This window comes from Buttiauxella gaviniae (genome assembly GCF_040786275.1).
GTDB lineage: Bacteria > Pseudomonadota > Gammaproteobacteria > Enterobacterales > Enterobacteriaceae > Buttiauxella > Buttiauxella gaviniae_A.
In genome coordinates this window covers 1,494,829-1,507,034 of record NZ_JBFMVT010000002.1, presented here as the reverse complement: position 1 = coordinate 1,507,034, position 12,206 = coordinate 1,494,829, and the positions used below count along the sequence as shown (strand labels likewise).

Here is a 12,206-nt window from a genome sequence, read left to right as displayed (position 1 = left end):
ATGAATCGTTTATTTAATATCGCTGCTTTTTCACTGAGTATTTGCGCACTCATCGCTGGTCTGGCTGGTGGGTATTATGGGCATTACTACTGGCTGCAACGTTTCGCCTCTATAAAAGAAGAGCCAGACGTTGTGAAAGAAAGTGATTTTAAAATTTCAAACCAGCGCTATGTATTCAGAAAGCAGCCGCTACCGGTAGCAGAGGTTGAAGTAGAAAACCCAGGTGAGTCTGATGATGCCTCTTTACCGTCAGAAGAAATTCCCGATGACACTGCAGATGCGCCAGTAGAAAGCACGAATGAATCCGGAACAGCAGAGAATGAAGCCCTGCGGTTAAATGTACAGAGAGCGCTTGACGAAATGAAAGACAAATAATCTCTCCGTAAACAGTATTGAAGCTACTTAAACGTGGCATTTAGCTTGCATCAACGTACCAAATACGTATAATGCGCGGGCCTGTCTTAATTGACGGCTGGTTCGATATGAACCTGACAGTGAAGTTACTGTCGACAATGTTCCCAATTGGGGAACTATGTATGAACGATTACACTCCCCCATCAATCGTAATGGGTGTGAGTAGTGATTTTTTTCGTCTATAAAATAATTGGAGCTATGGTCTCATGCAGAGCCAAAGAATCCGTATCCGCCTTAAAGCGTTTGATCATCGTCTGATCGATCAATCAACTGCGGAAATCGTCGAGACTGCTAAGCGCACTGGTGCGCAAGTACGTGGTCCGATCCCGCTGCCGACCCGCAAAGAGCGCTTTACCGTTCTGATCTCTCCGCACGTCAACAAAGACGCGCGTGATCAGTACGAAATTCGCACTCATAAGCGTCTGGTTGACATCGTTGAGCCAACTGAGAAAACCGTTGATGCTCTGATGCGTCTGGATCTGGCTGCTGGTGTAGACGTGCAGATCAGCCTGGGTTAATCAGGTCATTGACGATTGAGAGGTTGAAACAATGATTGGTTTAGTCGGTAAAAAAGTGGGTATGACCCGTATCTTCACAGAAGACGGCGTTTCTATCCCAGTAACCGTGATCGAAGTAGAAGCAAACCGTGTTACTCAGGTTAAAGACCTGGCTAACGACGGCTACCGTGCTGTTCAAGTTACCACTGGCGCTAAAAAAGCTAGCCGTGTAACTAAGCCGGAAGCTGGTCACTTCGCTAAAGCTGGCGTAGAAGCTGGCCGTGGCCTGTGGGAATTCCGTCTTGCTGAAGGCGAAGAGTTCACTGTAGGTCAAGACATTAGCGTTGAGCTGTTTGCTGAAGTCAAAAAAGTTGACGTAACTGGCACCTCTAAAGGTAAAGGTTTCGCAGGTACCGTTAAGCGCTGGAACTTCCGTACCCAGGACGCTACCCACGGTAACTCCTTGTCTCACCGCGTTCCGGGTTCTATCGGTCAGAACCAGACTCCGGGCAAAGTGTTCAAAGGCAAGAAAATGGCAGGCCAACTGGGCAACGAACGTGTAACCGTTCAGAGCCTGGACGTAGTACGCGTTGACGCTGAGCGCAACCTGCTGCTGGTTAAGGGTGCTGTTCCGGGTGCAACCGGTAGCGACCTTATCGTTAAACCAGCTGTGAAGGCGTGAGGAGATAGCAATGGAATTAGTATTGAAAGACGCGCAAAGCGCGCTGACTGTTTCCGAAACTACCTTCGGTCGTGATTTCAACGAAGCGCTGGTACACCAGGTTGTAGTTGCTTATGCAGCTGGTGCCCGTCAAGGTACTCGTGCTCAGAAGACCCGTGCTGAAGTAACTGGTTCCGGTAAAAAGCCGTGGCGCCAGAAAGGTACCGGCCGTGCGCGTTCAGGTTCTATTAAGAGCCCGATCTGGCGTTCCGGTGGCGTAACCTTCGCTGCTCGCCCGCAGGACCACAGTCAAAAAGTTAACAAAAAGATGTACCGCGGAGCGCTGAAAAGCATTCTGTCCGAACTGGTACGTCAGGATCGTCTGATCGTTGTCGAACAGTTCTCTGTTGAAGCGCCTAAAACTAAGCTGCTTGCTCAGAAACTGAAAGACATGGCTCTGGAAGATGTGCTGATCGTAACTGGCGAACTGGATGAGAATCTGTTCCTGGCTGCGCGTAACCTGCATAAGGTTGACGTGCGCGATGCAGCAACAATCGACCCAGTTAGCCTGATCGCCTTCGACAAAGTCGTTATGACTGCTGATGCAGTTAAGCAAGTTGAGGAGATGCTGGCATGATCCGTGAAGAACGTCTGCTGAAAGTACTGCGCGCGCCGCACGTATCTGAAAAAGCATCTATGGCGATGGAAAAAACTAACACCATCGTTCTCAAAGTTGCAAAAGACGCGACCAAAGCAGAGATCGTAGCTGCTGTTGAGAAACTGTTCGAAGTTGAAGTTAAAGACGTTAATACCTTGGTAGTTAAAGGTAAAACTAAGCGTCATGGACAGCGTATCGGTCGTCGTAGCGACTGGAAAAAAGCTTACGTCACCCTGAAGGAAGGCCAGAATCTGGACTTCGTCGGCGGCGCTGAGTAAGTCGGAGGAGAAAAACAATGGCAGTTGTTAAATGTAAACCGACATCTCCGGGTCGTCGCCACGTAGTTAAAGTGGTCAACCCTGAGCTGCATAAGGGCAAACCTTTTGCTCCGCTGGTTGAAAAAAACAGCAAATCCGGTGGCCGTAACAACAATGGCCGTATCACCACTCGTCACATTGGTGGTGGTCACAAGCAGGCTTATCGTATTGTTGACTTTAAACGCAACAAAGACGGTATCCCAGCTGTTGTTGAGCGTCTTGAGTACGATCCGAACCGTTCCGCGAACATCGCGCTGGTTCTGTACAAAGATGGCGAACGCCGTTACATCCTGGCCCCTAAAGGCCTGAAAGCTGGCGACCAGATTCAATCTGGCGTTGATGCTGCAATCAAAGCTGGTAACACCCTGCCGATGCGCAACATCCCGGTTGGTTCTACTGTTCATAACGTAGAAATGAAACCAGGTAAAGGCGGTCAGCTGGCACGTTCCGCTGGTACCTATGTGCAGATCGTTGCACGTGATGGTGCTTACGTTACCCTGCGTCTGCGTTCTGGTGAAATGCGTAAAGTTGAAGCTGACTGCCGCGCAACACTGGGCGAAGTTGGCAATGCTGAGCATATGCTGCGCGTTCTGGGTAAAGCGGGTGCTGCTCGCTGGCGTGGTGTTCGTCCTACCGTTCGCGGTACTGCGATGAACCCAGTCGACCACCCACACGGTGGTGGTGAAGGTCGTAACTTTGGTAAGCACCCGGTAACTCCGTGGGGCGTTCAGACCAAAGGTAAGAAGACCCGCAGCAACAAGCGTACTGATAAATTCATCGTACGTCGCCGTAGCAAATAATTTTAGAGGATAAGCCATGCCACGTTCTCTCAAGAAAGGTCCTTTTATTGACCTGCACTTGCTGAAGAAGGTAGAGAAAGCGGTGGAAAGCGGTGACAAGAAGCCCCTGCGCACTTGGTCCCGTCGTTCAACGATCTTTCCTAACATGATCGGTTTGACCATCGCTGTCCATAATGGTCGTCAGCATGTTCCGGTATTTGTTTCCGACGAAATGGTCGGTCACAAACTGGGTGAATTTGCACCGACACGTACTTATCGCGGTCACGCTGCTGATAAAAAAGCCAAGAAGAAATAAGTAGGAGGAAGAGATGGAAACTTTAGCTCAACATCGCCACGCTCGTTCTTCTGCTCAAAAGGTTCGCCTTGTTGCTGACCTTATTCGCGGTAAGAAAGTGTCGCAGGCACTGGAAATTTTGACCTACACCAACAAGAAAGCGGCTGTATTGGTCAAGAAAGTTCTGGAATCTGCCATTGCTAACGCTGAACACAACGATGGCGCTGACATTGACGATCTGAAAGTCGCGAAAATCTTCGTAGACGCAGGCCCAAGCATGAAGCGCATTATGCCGCGTGCAAAAGGTCGTGCAGATCGCATCCTGAAGCGCACCAGCCACATTACTGTGGTTGTGTCCGATCGCTGAGACTCTGGAGACTAGCAATGGGTCAGAAAGTACATCCTAATGGTATTCGCCTGGGTATTGTAAAACCATGGAACTCTACTTGGTTTGCGAACACCAAAGAATTCGCTGACAACCTGGACAGCGATTTTAAAGTTCGTCAGTACCTGACTAAGGAACTGGCGAAGGCGTCTGTATCTCGTATCGTAATCGAGCGTCCAGCTAAGAGCATCCGTGTGACTATTCACACTGCTCGCCCTGGCATCGTTATCGGTAAGAAAGGCGAAGACGTAGAAAAACTGCGCAAGGTCGTAGCGGATATCGCTGGCGTTCCTGCACAGATCAATATCGCCGAAGTTCGTAAGCCTGAACTGGACGCAAAACTGGTTGCTGACAGCATCACTTCTCAGCTGGAACGTCGCGTTATGTTCCGTCGTGCTATGAAGCGTGCTGTACAGAACGCCATGCGTCTGGGCGCTAAAGGTATCAAAGTTGAAGTTAGCGGCCGTCTGGGCGGCGCCGAGATCGCACGTACCGAATGGTACCGTGAAGGTCGCGTGCCGTTGCACACTCTGCGTGCTGACATTGACTACAACACCTCTGAAGCGCACACCACTTATGGTGTAATCGGCGTTAAAGTGTGGATCTTCAAAGGTGAGATCCTGGGTGGGATGGCTGCTGTTGAACAACCGGAAAAACCGGCTGCTCAACCTAAAAAGCAGCAGCGTAAAGGCCGTAAGTAAGGAGAGTCGCTGATGTTACAACCAAAGCGTACAAAATTCCGTAAAGTGCACAAAGGCCGCAACCGTGGTCTGGCTGCCGGTACGGATGTTAGCTTCGGCACTTTCGGTCTGAAAGCTGTTGGCCGTGGTCGTCTGACTGCACGTCAGATCGAAGCAGCACGTCGTGCAATGACCCGTGCAGTTAAGCGTCAGGGTAAGATCTGGATCCGTGTATTCCCGGACAAACCGATCACCGAAAAGCCGCTTGAAGTGCGTATGGGTAAAGGTAAAGGCAACGTAGAGTATTGGGTTGCCTTGATTCAGCCTGGCAAAGTCCTGTATGAAATGGACGGCGTACCAGAAGAGCTGGCCCGTGAAGCATTCAAGCTGGCAGCAGCGAAACTGCCGATCAAAACCACCTTTGTAACTAAGACGGTGATGTAATGAAAGCAAAAGAGCTGCGTGAAAAGAGTGTTGAAGAGCTGAACACCGAGCTGCTGAACCTGCTGCGTGAGCAGTTCAACCTGCGCATGCAAGCGGCAAGTGGCCAACTGCAACAGACTCACCTGCTGAAGCAAGTGCGTCGTGATGTTGCTCGTGTTAAGACTTTATTGACTCAGAAGGCGGGTGCGTAATGACCGATAAAATCCGTACTCTGCAAGGTCGCGTTGTCAGCGATAAAATGGAGAAATCCATTGTTGTTGCCATCGAACGCGTGGTGAAACACCCGATTTACGGTAAGTTCATCAAACGTACGACCAAACTGCACGTACATGACGAGAACAACGAATGTGGTATCGGTGACGTGGTTGAAATCCGCGAATGCCGTCCACTGTCCAAGACTAAGTCCTGGACGCTTGTTCGCGTTGTAGTGAAAGCGGTTCTGTAATACAGTAAGCTTTCTCTAACGAATAAACGGCTCAGTAAATGAGCCGTTTATTTTTTCTACCCATATTCAGGAACCGGTGTTATAATGCCGCGCCCTCGTTTATGGGGCTTTTTAACGACCTAATTATGGGTCCCGAAGTAGTAGTTGACATTAGCGGAGCACTGAAATGATCCAAGAACAGACTATGCTGACCGTGGCCGACAACTCCGGCGCACGTCGCGTAATGTGTATCAAGGTTCTGGGTGGCTCGCACCGTCGCTACGCAGGCGTCGGCGACATCATCAAAATTACCATCAAGGAAGCAATTCCACGTGGTAAGGTGAAGAAAGGCGATGTCCTGAAAGCGGTAGTGGTGCGCACCAAGAAGGGTGTTCGTCGCCCGGACGGTTCTGTCATTCGCTTCGATGGTAATGCATGCGTTATTTTAAACAATAACAGCGAGCAGCCAATCGGCACGCGTATTTTTGGGCCGGTAACTCGTGAACTGCGTAATGAGAAGTTCATGAAAATTATCTCTCTGGCACCAGAAGTACTCTAAGGAGCGAATCATGGCAGCTAAAATCCGTCGTGATGACGAAGTTATCGTGTTAACCGGTAAAGATAAAGGTAAGCGCGGTAAAGTTAAGAATGTCTTGTCTTCCGGCAAGCTCATTGTTGAAGGTATCAACCTGGTTAAGAAACATCAGAAGCCGGTTCCGGCCCTGAACCAACCAGGTGGCATCGTTGAAAAAGAAGCTGCTATTCAAGTTTCTAACGTTGCAATCTTCAATGCGGCAACCGGCAAGGCTGACCGTGTAGGCTTTAGATTCGAAGAGGGCAAAAAAGTCCGTTTCTTCAAATCTAACAGCGAAACTATCAAGTAATTTGGAGTAGTACGATGGCGAAACTGCATGATTACTACAAAGACGAAGTAGTTAAAAAACTCATGACTGAGTTTAACTACAATTCTGTCATGCAAGTCCCTCGGGTCGAGAAGATCACCCTGAACATGGGTGTTGGTGAAGCGATCGCTGACAAGAAACTGCTGGATAACGCAGCAGCTGATCTGACAGCAATCTCCGGTCAAAAGCCGTTGATCACCAAAGCACGCAAATCAGTTGCAGGCTTCAAAATCCGTCAGGGCTATCCGATCGGCTGTAAAGTAACTCTGCGTGGCGAACGCATGTGGGAGTTCTTTGAGCGCCTGATCACCATTGCTGTACCACGTATCCGTGACTTCCGTGGCTTGTCCGCTAAGTCATTCGATGGCCGTGGTAACTACAGCATGGGTGTCCGTGAGCAGATCATCTTCCCAGAAATCGATTATGACAAAGTCGATCGCGTTCGTGGTTTGGATATTACCATTACCACTACTGCGAAATCTGATGATGAAGGCCGTGCTCTGCTGGCTGCCTTTAACTTCCCATTCCGTAAGTAAGGTAGGGTTACTAATGGCTAAGCAATCGATGAAAGCACGCGAAGTCGTTCGCGTGAAACTGGCCGACAAATACCGCGCTAAACGCGAGGAATTGAAAGCTATCATCTCTGGTGTGAACTCATCCGACGAAGATCGTTGGGATGCGGTTCTTAAGCTGCAGTCTCTGCCGCGTGATTCCAGCCCGTCCCGTCAGCGTAACCGCTGCCGCCAAACTGGTCGTCCGCATGGTTATGTGGGCAAATTCGGGTTGAGCCGTATTAAGCTTCGTGAAGCCGCTATGCGCGGTGAAGTACCTGGCTTGAAAAAGGCTAGCTGGTAATATCCAATTGAATCACGGGAGTAAAGACAGATGAGCATGCAAGATCCGATCGCGGATATGCTGACCCGTATCCGTAACGGTCAAGCCGCGAATAAAGTTGCGGTCACCATGCCTTCCTCCAAGCTGAAATTGGCAATTGCCAACGTGCTGAAAGAAGAAGGCTATATTGAAGATTTTAAAATTGAAGGCGACATCAAGCCTGAACTGGAACTGACTCTTAAGTATTTCCAGGGCAAGGCTGTGGTAGAGAGCATTCAGCGAGTCAGCCGCCCAGGTCTGCGCATCTATAAGAAAAAAGATGAGCTGCCTAAAGTTATGGCCGGTATGGGTATTGCTGTCGTTTCTACCTCTAAAGGTGTTATGACTGATCGTGCAGCGCGCCAAGCTGGTCTTGGTGGCGAAATTATCTGCTACGTAGCCTAATTGGAGGAATAAAATGTCTCGTGTTGCTAAAGCACCGGTCGTTATTCCTGCTGGCGTAGAGGTAAAACTCAACGGTCAGGTTATTTCGATCAAAGGTAAAAACGGCGAGCTGACTCGTACAATCAACGATGCTGTTGAAGTTAAACACGCTGATAATGCACTTACTTTCGCTCCGCGCGAAGGTTTTGCAAACGCGTGGGCCCAAGCGGGTACCACTCGTGCGCTGTTGAATGCAATGGTTATCGGTGTTACCGAAGGCTTCACTAAGAAGCTGCAGCTGGTTGGTGTAGGTTATCGTGCAGCAGTGAAAGGCAATGCGGTTAGTTTAGCCCTGGGCTTCTCTCACCCCGTTGAACATCCACTGCCAGCGGGAATCACTGCTGAATGTCCAACTCAAACTGAAATCGTGCTGAAAGGCGCTGATAAGCAGATGATTGGACAGGTAGCTGCTGATCTGCGCGCCTACCGTCGTCCTGAGCCTTATAAAGGCAAGGGTGTTCGTTACGCCGACGAAGTCGTGCGTACCAAAGAGGCTAAGAAGAAGTAAGGTAACACTATGGATAAGAAATCTGCTCGTATCCGTCGTGCGACCCGCGCACGTCACAAGCTCAAAGAACTGGGTGCGACTCGTCTGGTGATTCACCGTACGCCTCGTCATATTTATGCACAGGTAATCGCACCGAACGGTTCAGAAGTCCTGGTAGCTGCATCTACTGTAGAGAAAGCTATCGCTGAGCAACTGAAGTACACTGGAAATAAAGACGCCGCTACAGCTGTGGGTAAAGCTGTTGCAGAGCGCGCACTGGAAAAAGGCATCACTGTTGTTGCTTTTGACCGTGCTGGTTTCCAATATCATGGTCGTGTCCAGGCACTGGCAGATGCTGCCCGTGATGCTGGCCTTCAGTTCTAAGGTAGAGGTGTAAGATGGCTCACATCGAAAAACAAGCTGGCGAACTGCAGGAAAAGCTGATCGCGGTAAATCGCGTATCTAAAACCGTTAAAGGTGGTCGTATTTTCTCCTTCACTGCTCTGACAGTGGTTGGCGATGGTAACGGTCGCATTGGTTTTGGTTACGGAAAAGCGCGTGAAGTTCCAGCAGCGATCCAGAAAGCGATGGAAAAAGCCCGTCGCAACATGATTAACGTCGCGCTGAACCACGGCACCCTGCAGCACCCTGTTAAAGGTGTGCACACAGGTTCTCGTGTGTTCATGCAGCCGGCTTCCGAAGGTACCGGTATCATCGCCGGTGGTGCAATGCGCGCCGTTCTGGAAGTCGCTGGAGTTCATAACGTTTTGGCTAAAGCATATGGTTCCACCAACCCGATTAACGTGGTTCGTGCAACTATTGATGGCCTGGCGAATATGAAGTCTCCGGAAATGGTCGCTGCCAAGCGTGGTAAATCCGTTGAAGAAATTCTGGGGTAATTGACCATGGCAAAGACTATTAAAATTACACAAACCCGCAGTGCAATCGGTCGTCTGCCGAAACACAAGGCAACGCTGCTTGGCCTGGGTCTGCGTCGTATTGGCCACACCGTGGAGCGCGAGGATACTCCTGCTGTACGTGGTATGGTCAACGCGGTTTCCTACATGGTTAAAGTTGAGGAGTAAGAGATGCGTTTAAATACTCTGTCTCCGGCCGAAGGGTCTAAGCACGCTTCCAAGCGTCTGGGTCGTGGTATCGGTTCTGGTCTCGGCAAAACCGGTGGTCGTGGTCACAAAGGTCAGAACTCTCGTTCTGGCGGTGGCGTACGTCGCGGTTTTGAAGGTGGTCAGATGCCGTTATACCGTCGTCTGCCGAAGTTTGGTTTCACCTCTCGCAAAGCAATGATCACTGGTGAGATTCGTCTCTCTGATCTGGCGAAAGTTGAAGGCGACGTAGTTGACCTGAACACGCTGAAAGCAGCAAACATTATCGGTATTCAGATTGAATTCGCGAAAGTGATTCTGTCTGGCGAGGTTTCTCGTCCGGTAACTGTTCGCGGCCTGCGTGTCACTAAAGGCGCTCGTGCTGCTATCGAAGCTGCTGGCGGTAAAATCGAGGAATAAGTAGCAGATGGCAAAGCAACCGGGATTAGATTTTCAAAGTGCTAAAGGCGGGCTTGGCGAGCTGAAACGCAGACTGATGTTTGTTATCGGTGCGCTGATTGTGTTCCGTATTGGCTCTTTTATTCCGATCCCTGGTATTGATGCCGCTGTACTTGCCAAACTGCTTGAGCAACAGCGAGGCACTATCATTGAAATGTTTAACATGTTCTCTGGTGGTGCTCTCAGCCGTGCTTCTATCTTTGCATTGGGTATCATGCCGTATATTTCGGCATCGATTATTATCCAACTGTTAACGGTGGTTCATCCAGCGTTAGCAGAGTTGAAGAAAGAAGGGGAGTCTGGACGTCGTAAGATAAGCCAGTACACCCGTTACGGCACTCTGGTGCTGGCAATATTCCAGTCAATCGGTATTGCTACCGGTTTACCGAATATGCCTGGTATGCAGGGCCTGGTTTTGAACCCAGGCTTTGCATTCTATTTCACTGCTGTTGTGAGTCTTGTCACGGGGACTATGTTCCTGATGTGGCTAGGCGAACAGATTACTGAGCGTGGTATCGGTAACGGTATCTCAATCATAATCTTCGCTGGTATTGTTGCGGGTTTGCCGCCGGCCGTTGGCCATACTATCGAACAAGCACGGCAAGGCGACCTGCACTTCCTCCTGTTGCTGTTGGTTGCAGTACTAGTATTCGCAGTGACCTTCTTCGTTGTTTTTGTTGAACGTGGTCAACGCCGCATTGTGGTAAACTACGCAAAACGTCAACAAGGTCGTCGTGTCTATGCTGCGCAGAGCACGCATTTACCGCTGAAAGTGAATATGGCTGGTGTTATTCCAGCAATTTTTGCTTCCAGTATTATTCTGTTCCCAGCGACGATTGCATCGTGGTTCGGGGGCGGTACCGGTTGGAACTGGCTGACTACAATTTCGCTGTATTTGCAGCCTGGGCAACCGCTTTATGTGTTACTCTATGCGTCTGCAATCATCTTCTTCTGTTTCTTCTATACGGCGTTGGTTTTCAACCCACGTGAAACAGCAGATAACCTGAAGAAGTCCGGTGCATTTGTACCAGGAATTCGTCCGGGAGAACAAACGGCGAAGTATATTGATAAAGTAATGACCCGCCTGACTTTGGTTGGTGCGTTGTATATTACCTTTATCTGCCTAATCCCGGAGTTCATGCGTGACGCAATGAAGGTGCCTTTCTACTTCGGTGGAACCTCACTGCTCATTGTTGTCGTGGTTATCATGGACTTTATGGCTCAAGTGCAAACTCTGATGATGTCTAGTCAGTACGAGTCTGCATTGAAGAAAGCGAATCTGAAAGGCTACGGCCGTTAATAGTCGCTTGAGAAGTTACGGAGAGTAAAAATGAAAGTTCGTGCTTCCGTCAAGAAATTATGTCGTAACTGCAAAATCGTTAAGCGTGACGGTGTTATTCGCGTGATTTGCAGCGCCGAACCGAAGCATAAACAGCGTCAAGGCTGATTATCTCGCATATTTTTCTTGCAAAGTTGGGTTGAGCTGGCTAGATTAGCCAGCCAATCTTTTGTATGTCTATGCGTTTCCATTTGAGTATCCTGAAAACGGGCTTTTCGGTATGGGACGCATAATCTAAATAGTAGGAGTGCATAGTGGCCCGTATAGCAGGCATTAACATTCCTGATCAAAAACATACCGTAATCGCTTTAACTTCGATTTACGGTGTCGGCAAGACTCGCTCAAAGGCAATTTGTGCCGCGGCGGGTATCGCTGAAGATGTTAAGATCAGAGAGCTGTCTGAAGAACAAATCGACACGCTGCGTGACGAAGTTGCCAAATTTGTCGTTGAAGGTGATCTGCGCCGTGAAGTGAGTATGAGCATCAAGCGTCTGATGGACCTTGGTTGCTATCGCGGTTTGCGTCATCGTCGTGGTCTGCCAGTGCGCGGTCAGCGTACGAAGACCAACGCACGTACCCGTAAGGGTCCGCGCAAACCGATCAAGAAATAATCGGGGTGATTGAATAATGGCAAAGGCACCAATTCGTGCACGTAAGCGTGTAAGAAAACAAGTCTCTGACGGCGTGGCTCATGTCCATGCTTCTTTCAACAACACTATCGTTACTATTACTGATCGTCAGGGTAACGCATTGGGTTGGGCAACTGCCGGTGGTTCCGGTTTCCGTGGTTCTCGCAAATCTACTCCGTTCGCAGCTCAGGTTGCAGCAGAGCGTTGCGCAGAAGCCGTGAAAGAATACGGTATCAAGAACCTGGAAGTTATGGTTAAGGGACCGGGTCCAGGCCGCGAATCTACCATTCGTGCTCTGAACGCCGCTGGTTTCCGCATCACTAATATTACTGATGTGACTCCGATCCCTCACAACGGTTGTCGTCCGCCGAAAAAACGTCGCGTATAACGCTCGTTTTTAGGAATGTTGGAGAAAG

At 49.6% G+C, this 12,206-nt stretch carries 26 protein-coding genes; all 26 read left to right on the top strand.

What is annotated here, in order from left to right; genetic code table 11:
- The 26 genes from AB1E22_RS07650 (at position 1) to rpsK (ending at position 12,178) form a co-directional block, all read left to right on the top strand.
- Positions 1 to 375: a hypothetical protein gene (locus AB1E22_RS07650; RefSeq protein WP_367594785.1), complete on the top strand. Its 375-nt coding sequence runs from the start codon at positions 1 to 3 to the stop codon at positions 373 to 375.
- A gap of 245 nt (positions 376 to 620) precedes the next feature.
- Entirely contained in the window at positions 621 to 932 is a 312-nt protein-coding gene (rpsJ, locus tag AB1E22_RS07645; RefSeq protein ID WP_034461784.1) for a 30S ribosomal protein S10, read from the top strand.
- A 31-nt stretch (positions 933 to 963) separates the two neighbouring features.
- Positions 964 to 1,593 (top strand): 50S ribosomal protein L3, encoded by a 630-nt coding sequence (rplC, locus tag AB1E22_RS07640; RefSeq protein ID WP_034461783.1) that lies wholly within the window; start codon positions 964 to 966, stop codon positions 1,591 to 1,593.
- A 10-nt stretch (positions 1,594 to 1,603) separates the two neighbouring features.
- Positions 1,604 to 2,209: a 50S ribosomal protein L4 gene (rplD, locus tag AB1E22_RS07635; RefSeq protein ID WP_034461782.1), complete on the top strand. Its 606-nt coding sequence runs from the start codon at positions 1,604 to 1,606 to the stop codon at positions 2,207 to 2,209.
- On the top strand, positions 2,206 to 2,508 hold the full coding sequence (gene rplW / locus AB1E22_RS07630; RefSeq protein WP_367594784.1) for a 50S ribosomal protein L23: 303 nt from the start codon (positions 2,206 to 2,208) through the stop codon (positions 2,506 to 2,508). The genes rplD and rplW overlap by 4 nt, the downstream gene beginning before the upstream one ends.
- Positions 2,509 to 2,525: 17 nt before the next feature.
- Positions 2,526 to 3,347: a 50S ribosomal protein L2 gene (rplB, locus tag AB1E22_RS07625; protein ID WP_000301869.1), complete on the top strand. Its 822-nt coding sequence runs from the start codon at positions 2,526 to 2,528 to the stop codon at positions 3,345 to 3,347.
- A 16-nt stretch (positions 3,348 to 3,363) separates the two neighbouring features.
- Positions 3,364 to 3,642 (top strand): 30S ribosomal protein S19, encoded by a 279-nt coding sequence (gene rpsS / locus AB1E22_RS07620; protein WP_001138115.1) that lies wholly within the window; start codon positions 3,364 to 3,366, stop codon positions 3,640 to 3,642.
- 13 nt (positions 3,643 to 3,655) lie between these two features.
- On the top strand, positions 3,656 to 3,988 hold the full coding sequence (rplV, locus tag AB1E22_RS07615) for a 50S ribosomal protein L22 (protein ID WP_183273267.1): 333 nt from the start codon (positions 3,656 to 3,658) through the stop codon (positions 3,986 to 3,988).
- A gap of 17 nt (positions 3,989 to 4,005) precedes the next feature.
- Positions 4,006 to 4,707, top strand: coding sequence for a 30S ribosomal protein S3 (rpsC, locus tag AB1E22_RS07610; RefSeq protein WP_000529945.1), 702 nt, complete (start codon positions 4,006 to 4,008; stop codon positions 4,705 to 4,707).
- Positions 4,708 to 4,719: 12 nt separating this feature from the next.
- Positions 4,720 to 5,130 (top strand): 50S ribosomal protein L16, encoded by a 411-nt coding sequence (gene rplP, locus AB1E22_RS07605; RefSeq protein WP_008927134.1) that lies wholly within the window; start codon positions 4,720 to 4,722, stop codon positions 5,128 to 5,130.
- Entirely contained in the window at positions 5,130 to 5,321 is a 192-nt protein-coding gene (gene rpmC, locus AB1E22_RS07600) for a 50S ribosomal protein L29 (RefSeq protein WP_008457158.1), read from the top strand. Before rplP ends, rpmC begins: the two co-directional genes overlap by 1 nt.
- Positions 5,321 to 5,575, top strand: coding sequence for a 30S ribosomal protein S17 (gene rpsQ, locus AB1E22_RS07595; RefSeq protein ID WP_367594783.1), 255 nt, complete (start codon positions 5,321 to 5,323; stop codon positions 5,573 to 5,575). Before rpmC ends, rpsQ begins: the two co-directional genes overlap by 1 nt.
- Before the next feature lie 166 nt (positions 5,576 to 5,741).
- Entirely contained in the window at positions 5,742 to 6,113 is a 372-nt protein-coding gene (gene rplN, locus AB1E22_RS07590) for a 50S ribosomal protein L14 (protein WP_008457164.1), read from the top strand.
- 10 nt (positions 6,114 to 6,123) lie between these two features.
- The gene (gene rplX / locus AB1E22_RS07585; protein WP_367594782.1) at positions 6,124 to 6,438 is read left to right on the top strand and encodes a 50S ribosomal protein L24; all 315 of its coding nucleotides are present in this window, start codon (positions 6,124 to 6,126) and stop codon (positions 6,436 to 6,438) included.
- Positions 6,439 to 6,452: 14 nt separating this feature from the next.
- Positions 6,453 to 6,992, top strand: coding sequence for a 50S ribosomal protein L5 (gene rplE / locus AB1E22_RS07580; protein ID WP_064561109.1), 540 nt, complete (start codon positions 6,453 to 6,455; stop codon positions 6,990 to 6,992).
- A gap of 13 nt (positions 6,993 to 7,005) precedes the next feature.
- A complete protein-coding gene (gene rpsN / locus AB1E22_RS07575) occupies positions 7,006 to 7,311 on the top strand; it encodes a 30S ribosomal protein S14 (protein WP_034499021.1) in 306 nt (101 codons plus the stop codon).
- 30 nt (positions 7,312 to 7,341) lie between these two features.
- Complete coding sequence (gene rpsH, locus AB1E22_RS07570; protein ID WP_034461770.1) at positions 7,342 to 7,734, top strand: 30S ribosomal protein S8; 393 nt, start codon at positions 7,342 to 7,344, stop codon at positions 7,732 to 7,734.
- Between the two features lie 13 nt (positions 7,735 to 7,747).
- A complete protein-coding gene (rplF, locus tag AB1E22_RS07565; protein ID WP_367594781.1) occupies positions 7,748 to 8,281 on the top strand; it encodes a 50S ribosomal protein L6 in 534 nt (177 codons plus the stop codon).
- 9 nt (positions 8,282 to 8,290) lie between these two features.
- Positions 8,291 to 8,644: a 50S ribosomal protein L18 gene (gene rplR, locus AB1E22_RS07560; RefSeq protein WP_367594780.1), complete on the top strand. Its 354-nt coding sequence runs from the start codon at positions 8,291 to 8,293 to the stop codon at positions 8,642 to 8,644.
- 14 nt (positions 8,645 to 8,658) lie between these two features.
- Complete coding sequence (gene rpsE, locus AB1E22_RS07555) at positions 8,659 to 9,159, top strand: 30S ribosomal protein S5 (protein WP_121264447.1); 501 nt, start codon at positions 8,659 to 8,661, stop codon at positions 9,157 to 9,159.
- Between the two features lie 6 nt (positions 9,160 to 9,165).
- A complete protein-coding gene (rpmD, locus tag AB1E22_RS07550) occupies positions 9,166 to 9,345 on the top strand; it encodes a 50S ribosomal protein L30 (protein WP_004846568.1) in 180 nt (59 codons plus the stop codon).
- A 3-nt stretch (positions 9,346 to 9,348) separates the two neighbouring features.
- The gene (rplO, locus tag AB1E22_RS07545) at positions 9,349 to 9,783 is read left to right on the top strand and encodes a 50S ribosomal protein L15 (protein WP_034461765.1); all 435 of its coding nucleotides are present in this window, start codon (positions 9,349 to 9,351) and stop codon (positions 9,781 to 9,783) included.
- Between the two features lie 7 nt (positions 9,784 to 9,790).
- Complete coding sequence (secY, locus tag AB1E22_RS07540; protein WP_034499015.1) at positions 9,791 to 11,122, top strand: preprotein translocase subunit SecY; 1,332 nt, start codon at positions 9,791 to 9,793, stop codon at positions 11,120 to 11,122.
- 30 nt (positions 11,123 to 11,152) lie between these two features.
- Positions 11,153 to 11,269, top strand: coding sequence for a 50S ribosomal protein L36 (gene rpmJ / locus AB1E22_RS07535; RefSeq protein WP_000868187.1), 117 nt, complete (start codon positions 11,153 to 11,155; stop codon positions 11,267 to 11,269).
- Between the two features lie 146 nt (positions 11,270 to 11,415).
- On the top strand, positions 11,416 to 11,772 hold the full coding sequence (gene rpsM, locus AB1E22_RS07530; protein WP_034461763.1) for a 30S ribosomal protein S13: 357 nt from the start codon (positions 11,416 to 11,418) through the stop codon (positions 11,770 to 11,772).
- Positions 11,773 to 11,788: 16 nt separating this feature from the next.
- A complete protein-coding gene (gene rpsK, locus AB1E22_RS07525; protein WP_002438687.1) occupies positions 11,789 to 12,178 on the top strand; it encodes a 30S ribosomal protein S11 in 390 nt (129 codons plus the stop codon).
- The last annotated feature ends 28 nt before the right edge of the window (positions 12,179 to 12,206 follow it).

Excerpts from the sequence above, each read along its gene's own strand:
- rpsE (WP_121264447.1), top strand. The coding sequence starts at position 8,659 with ATGGCTCACATCGAAAAACAAGCTGGCGAACTGCAGGAAAAGCTGATC.
- AB1E22_RS07650 (WP_367594785.1), top strand. The coding sequence starts at position 1 with ATGAATCGTTTATTTAATATCGCTGCTTTTTCACTGAGTATTTGCGCA.
- rpsS (WP_001138115.1), top strand. The coding sequence starts at position 3,364 with ATGCCACGTTCTCTCAAGAAAGGTCCTTTTATTGACCTGCACTTGCTG.
- rpmD (WP_004846568.1), top strand. The coding sequence starts at position 9,166 with ATGGCAAAGACTATTAAAATTACACAAACCCGCAGTGCAATCGGTCGT.
- rplO (WP_034461765.1), top strand. The coding sequence starts at position 9,349 with ATGCGTTTAAATACTCTGTCTCCGGCCGAAGGGTCTAAGCACGCTTCC.
- rplP (WP_008927134.1), top strand. The coding sequence starts at position 4,720 with ATGTTACAACCAAAGCGTACAAAATTCCGTAAAGTGCACAAAGGCCGC.
- rplD (WP_034461782.1), top strand. The coding sequence starts at position 1,604 with ATGGAATTAGTATTGAAAGACGCGCAAAGCGCGCTGACTGTTTCCGAA.
- rplV (WP_183273267.1), top strand. The coding sequence starts at position 3,656 with ATGGAAACTTTAGCTCAACATCGCCACGCTCGTTCTTCTGCTCAAAAG.
- rpsJ (WP_034461784.1), top strand. The coding sequence starts at position 621 with ATGCAGAGCCAAAGAATCCGTATCCGCCTTAAAGCGTTTGATCATCGT.
- rplW (WP_367594784.1), top strand. The coding sequence starts at position 2,206 with ATGATCCGTGAAGAACGTCTGCTGAAAGTACTGCGCGCGCCGCACGTA.
- rpsH (WP_034461770.1), top strand. The coding sequence starts at position 7,342 with ATGAGCATGCAAGATCCGATCGCGGATATGCTGACCCGTATCCGTAAC.
- rplC (WP_034461783.1), top strand. The coding sequence starts at position 964 with ATGATTGGTTTAGTCGGTAAAAAAGTGGGTATGACCCGTATCTTCACA.
- rpsK (WP_002438687.1), top strand. The coding sequence starts at position 11,789 with ATGGCAAAGGCACCAATTCGTGCACGTAAGCGTGTAAGAAAACAAGTC.
- secY (WP_034499015.1), top strand. The coding sequence starts at position 9,791 with ATGGCAAAGCAACCGGGATTAGATTTTCAAAGTGCTAAAGGCGGGCTT.
- rplR (WP_367594780.1), top strand. The coding sequence starts at position 8,291 with ATGGATAAGAAATCTGCTCGTATCCGTCGTGCGACCCGCGCACGTCAC.
- rplN (WP_008457164.1), top strand. The coding sequence starts at position 5,742 with ATGATCCAAGAACAGACTATGCTGACCGTGGCCGACAACTCCGGCGCA.
- rplX (WP_367594782.1), top strand. The coding sequence starts at position 6,124 with ATGGCAGCTAAAATCCGTCGTGATGACGAAGTTATCGTGTTAACCGGT.
- rplB (WP_000301869.1), top strand. The coding sequence starts at position 2,526 with ATGGCAGTTGTTAAATGTAAACCGACATCTCCGGGTCGTCGCCACGTA.
- rpmJ (WP_000868187.1), top strand. The coding sequence starts at position 11,153 with ATGAAAGTTCGTGCTTCCGTCAAGAAATTATGTCGTAACTGCAAAATC.
- rpmC (WP_008457158.1), top strand. The coding sequence starts at position 5,130 with ATGAAAGCAAAAGAGCTGCGTGAAAAGAGTGTTGAAGAGCTGAACACC.
- rpsQ (WP_367594783.1), top strand. The coding sequence starts at position 5,321 with ATGACCGATAAAATCCGTACTCTGCAAGGTCGCGTTGTCAGCGATAAA.
- rpsC (WP_000529945.1), top strand. The coding sequence starts at position 4,006 with ATGGGTCAGAAAGTACATCCTAATGGTATTCGCCTGGGTATTGTAAAA.
- rplE (WP_064561109.1), top strand. The coding sequence starts at position 6,453 with ATGGCGAAACTGCATGATTACTACAAAGACGAAGTAGTTAAAAAACTC.
- rplF (WP_367594781.1), top strand. The coding sequence starts at position 7,748 with ATGTCTCGTGTTGCTAAAGCACCGGTCGTTATTCCTGCTGGCGTAGAG.
- rpsN (WP_034499021.1), top strand. The coding sequence starts at position 7,006 with ATGGCTAAGCAATCGATGAAAGCACGCGAAGTCGTTCGCGTGAAACTG.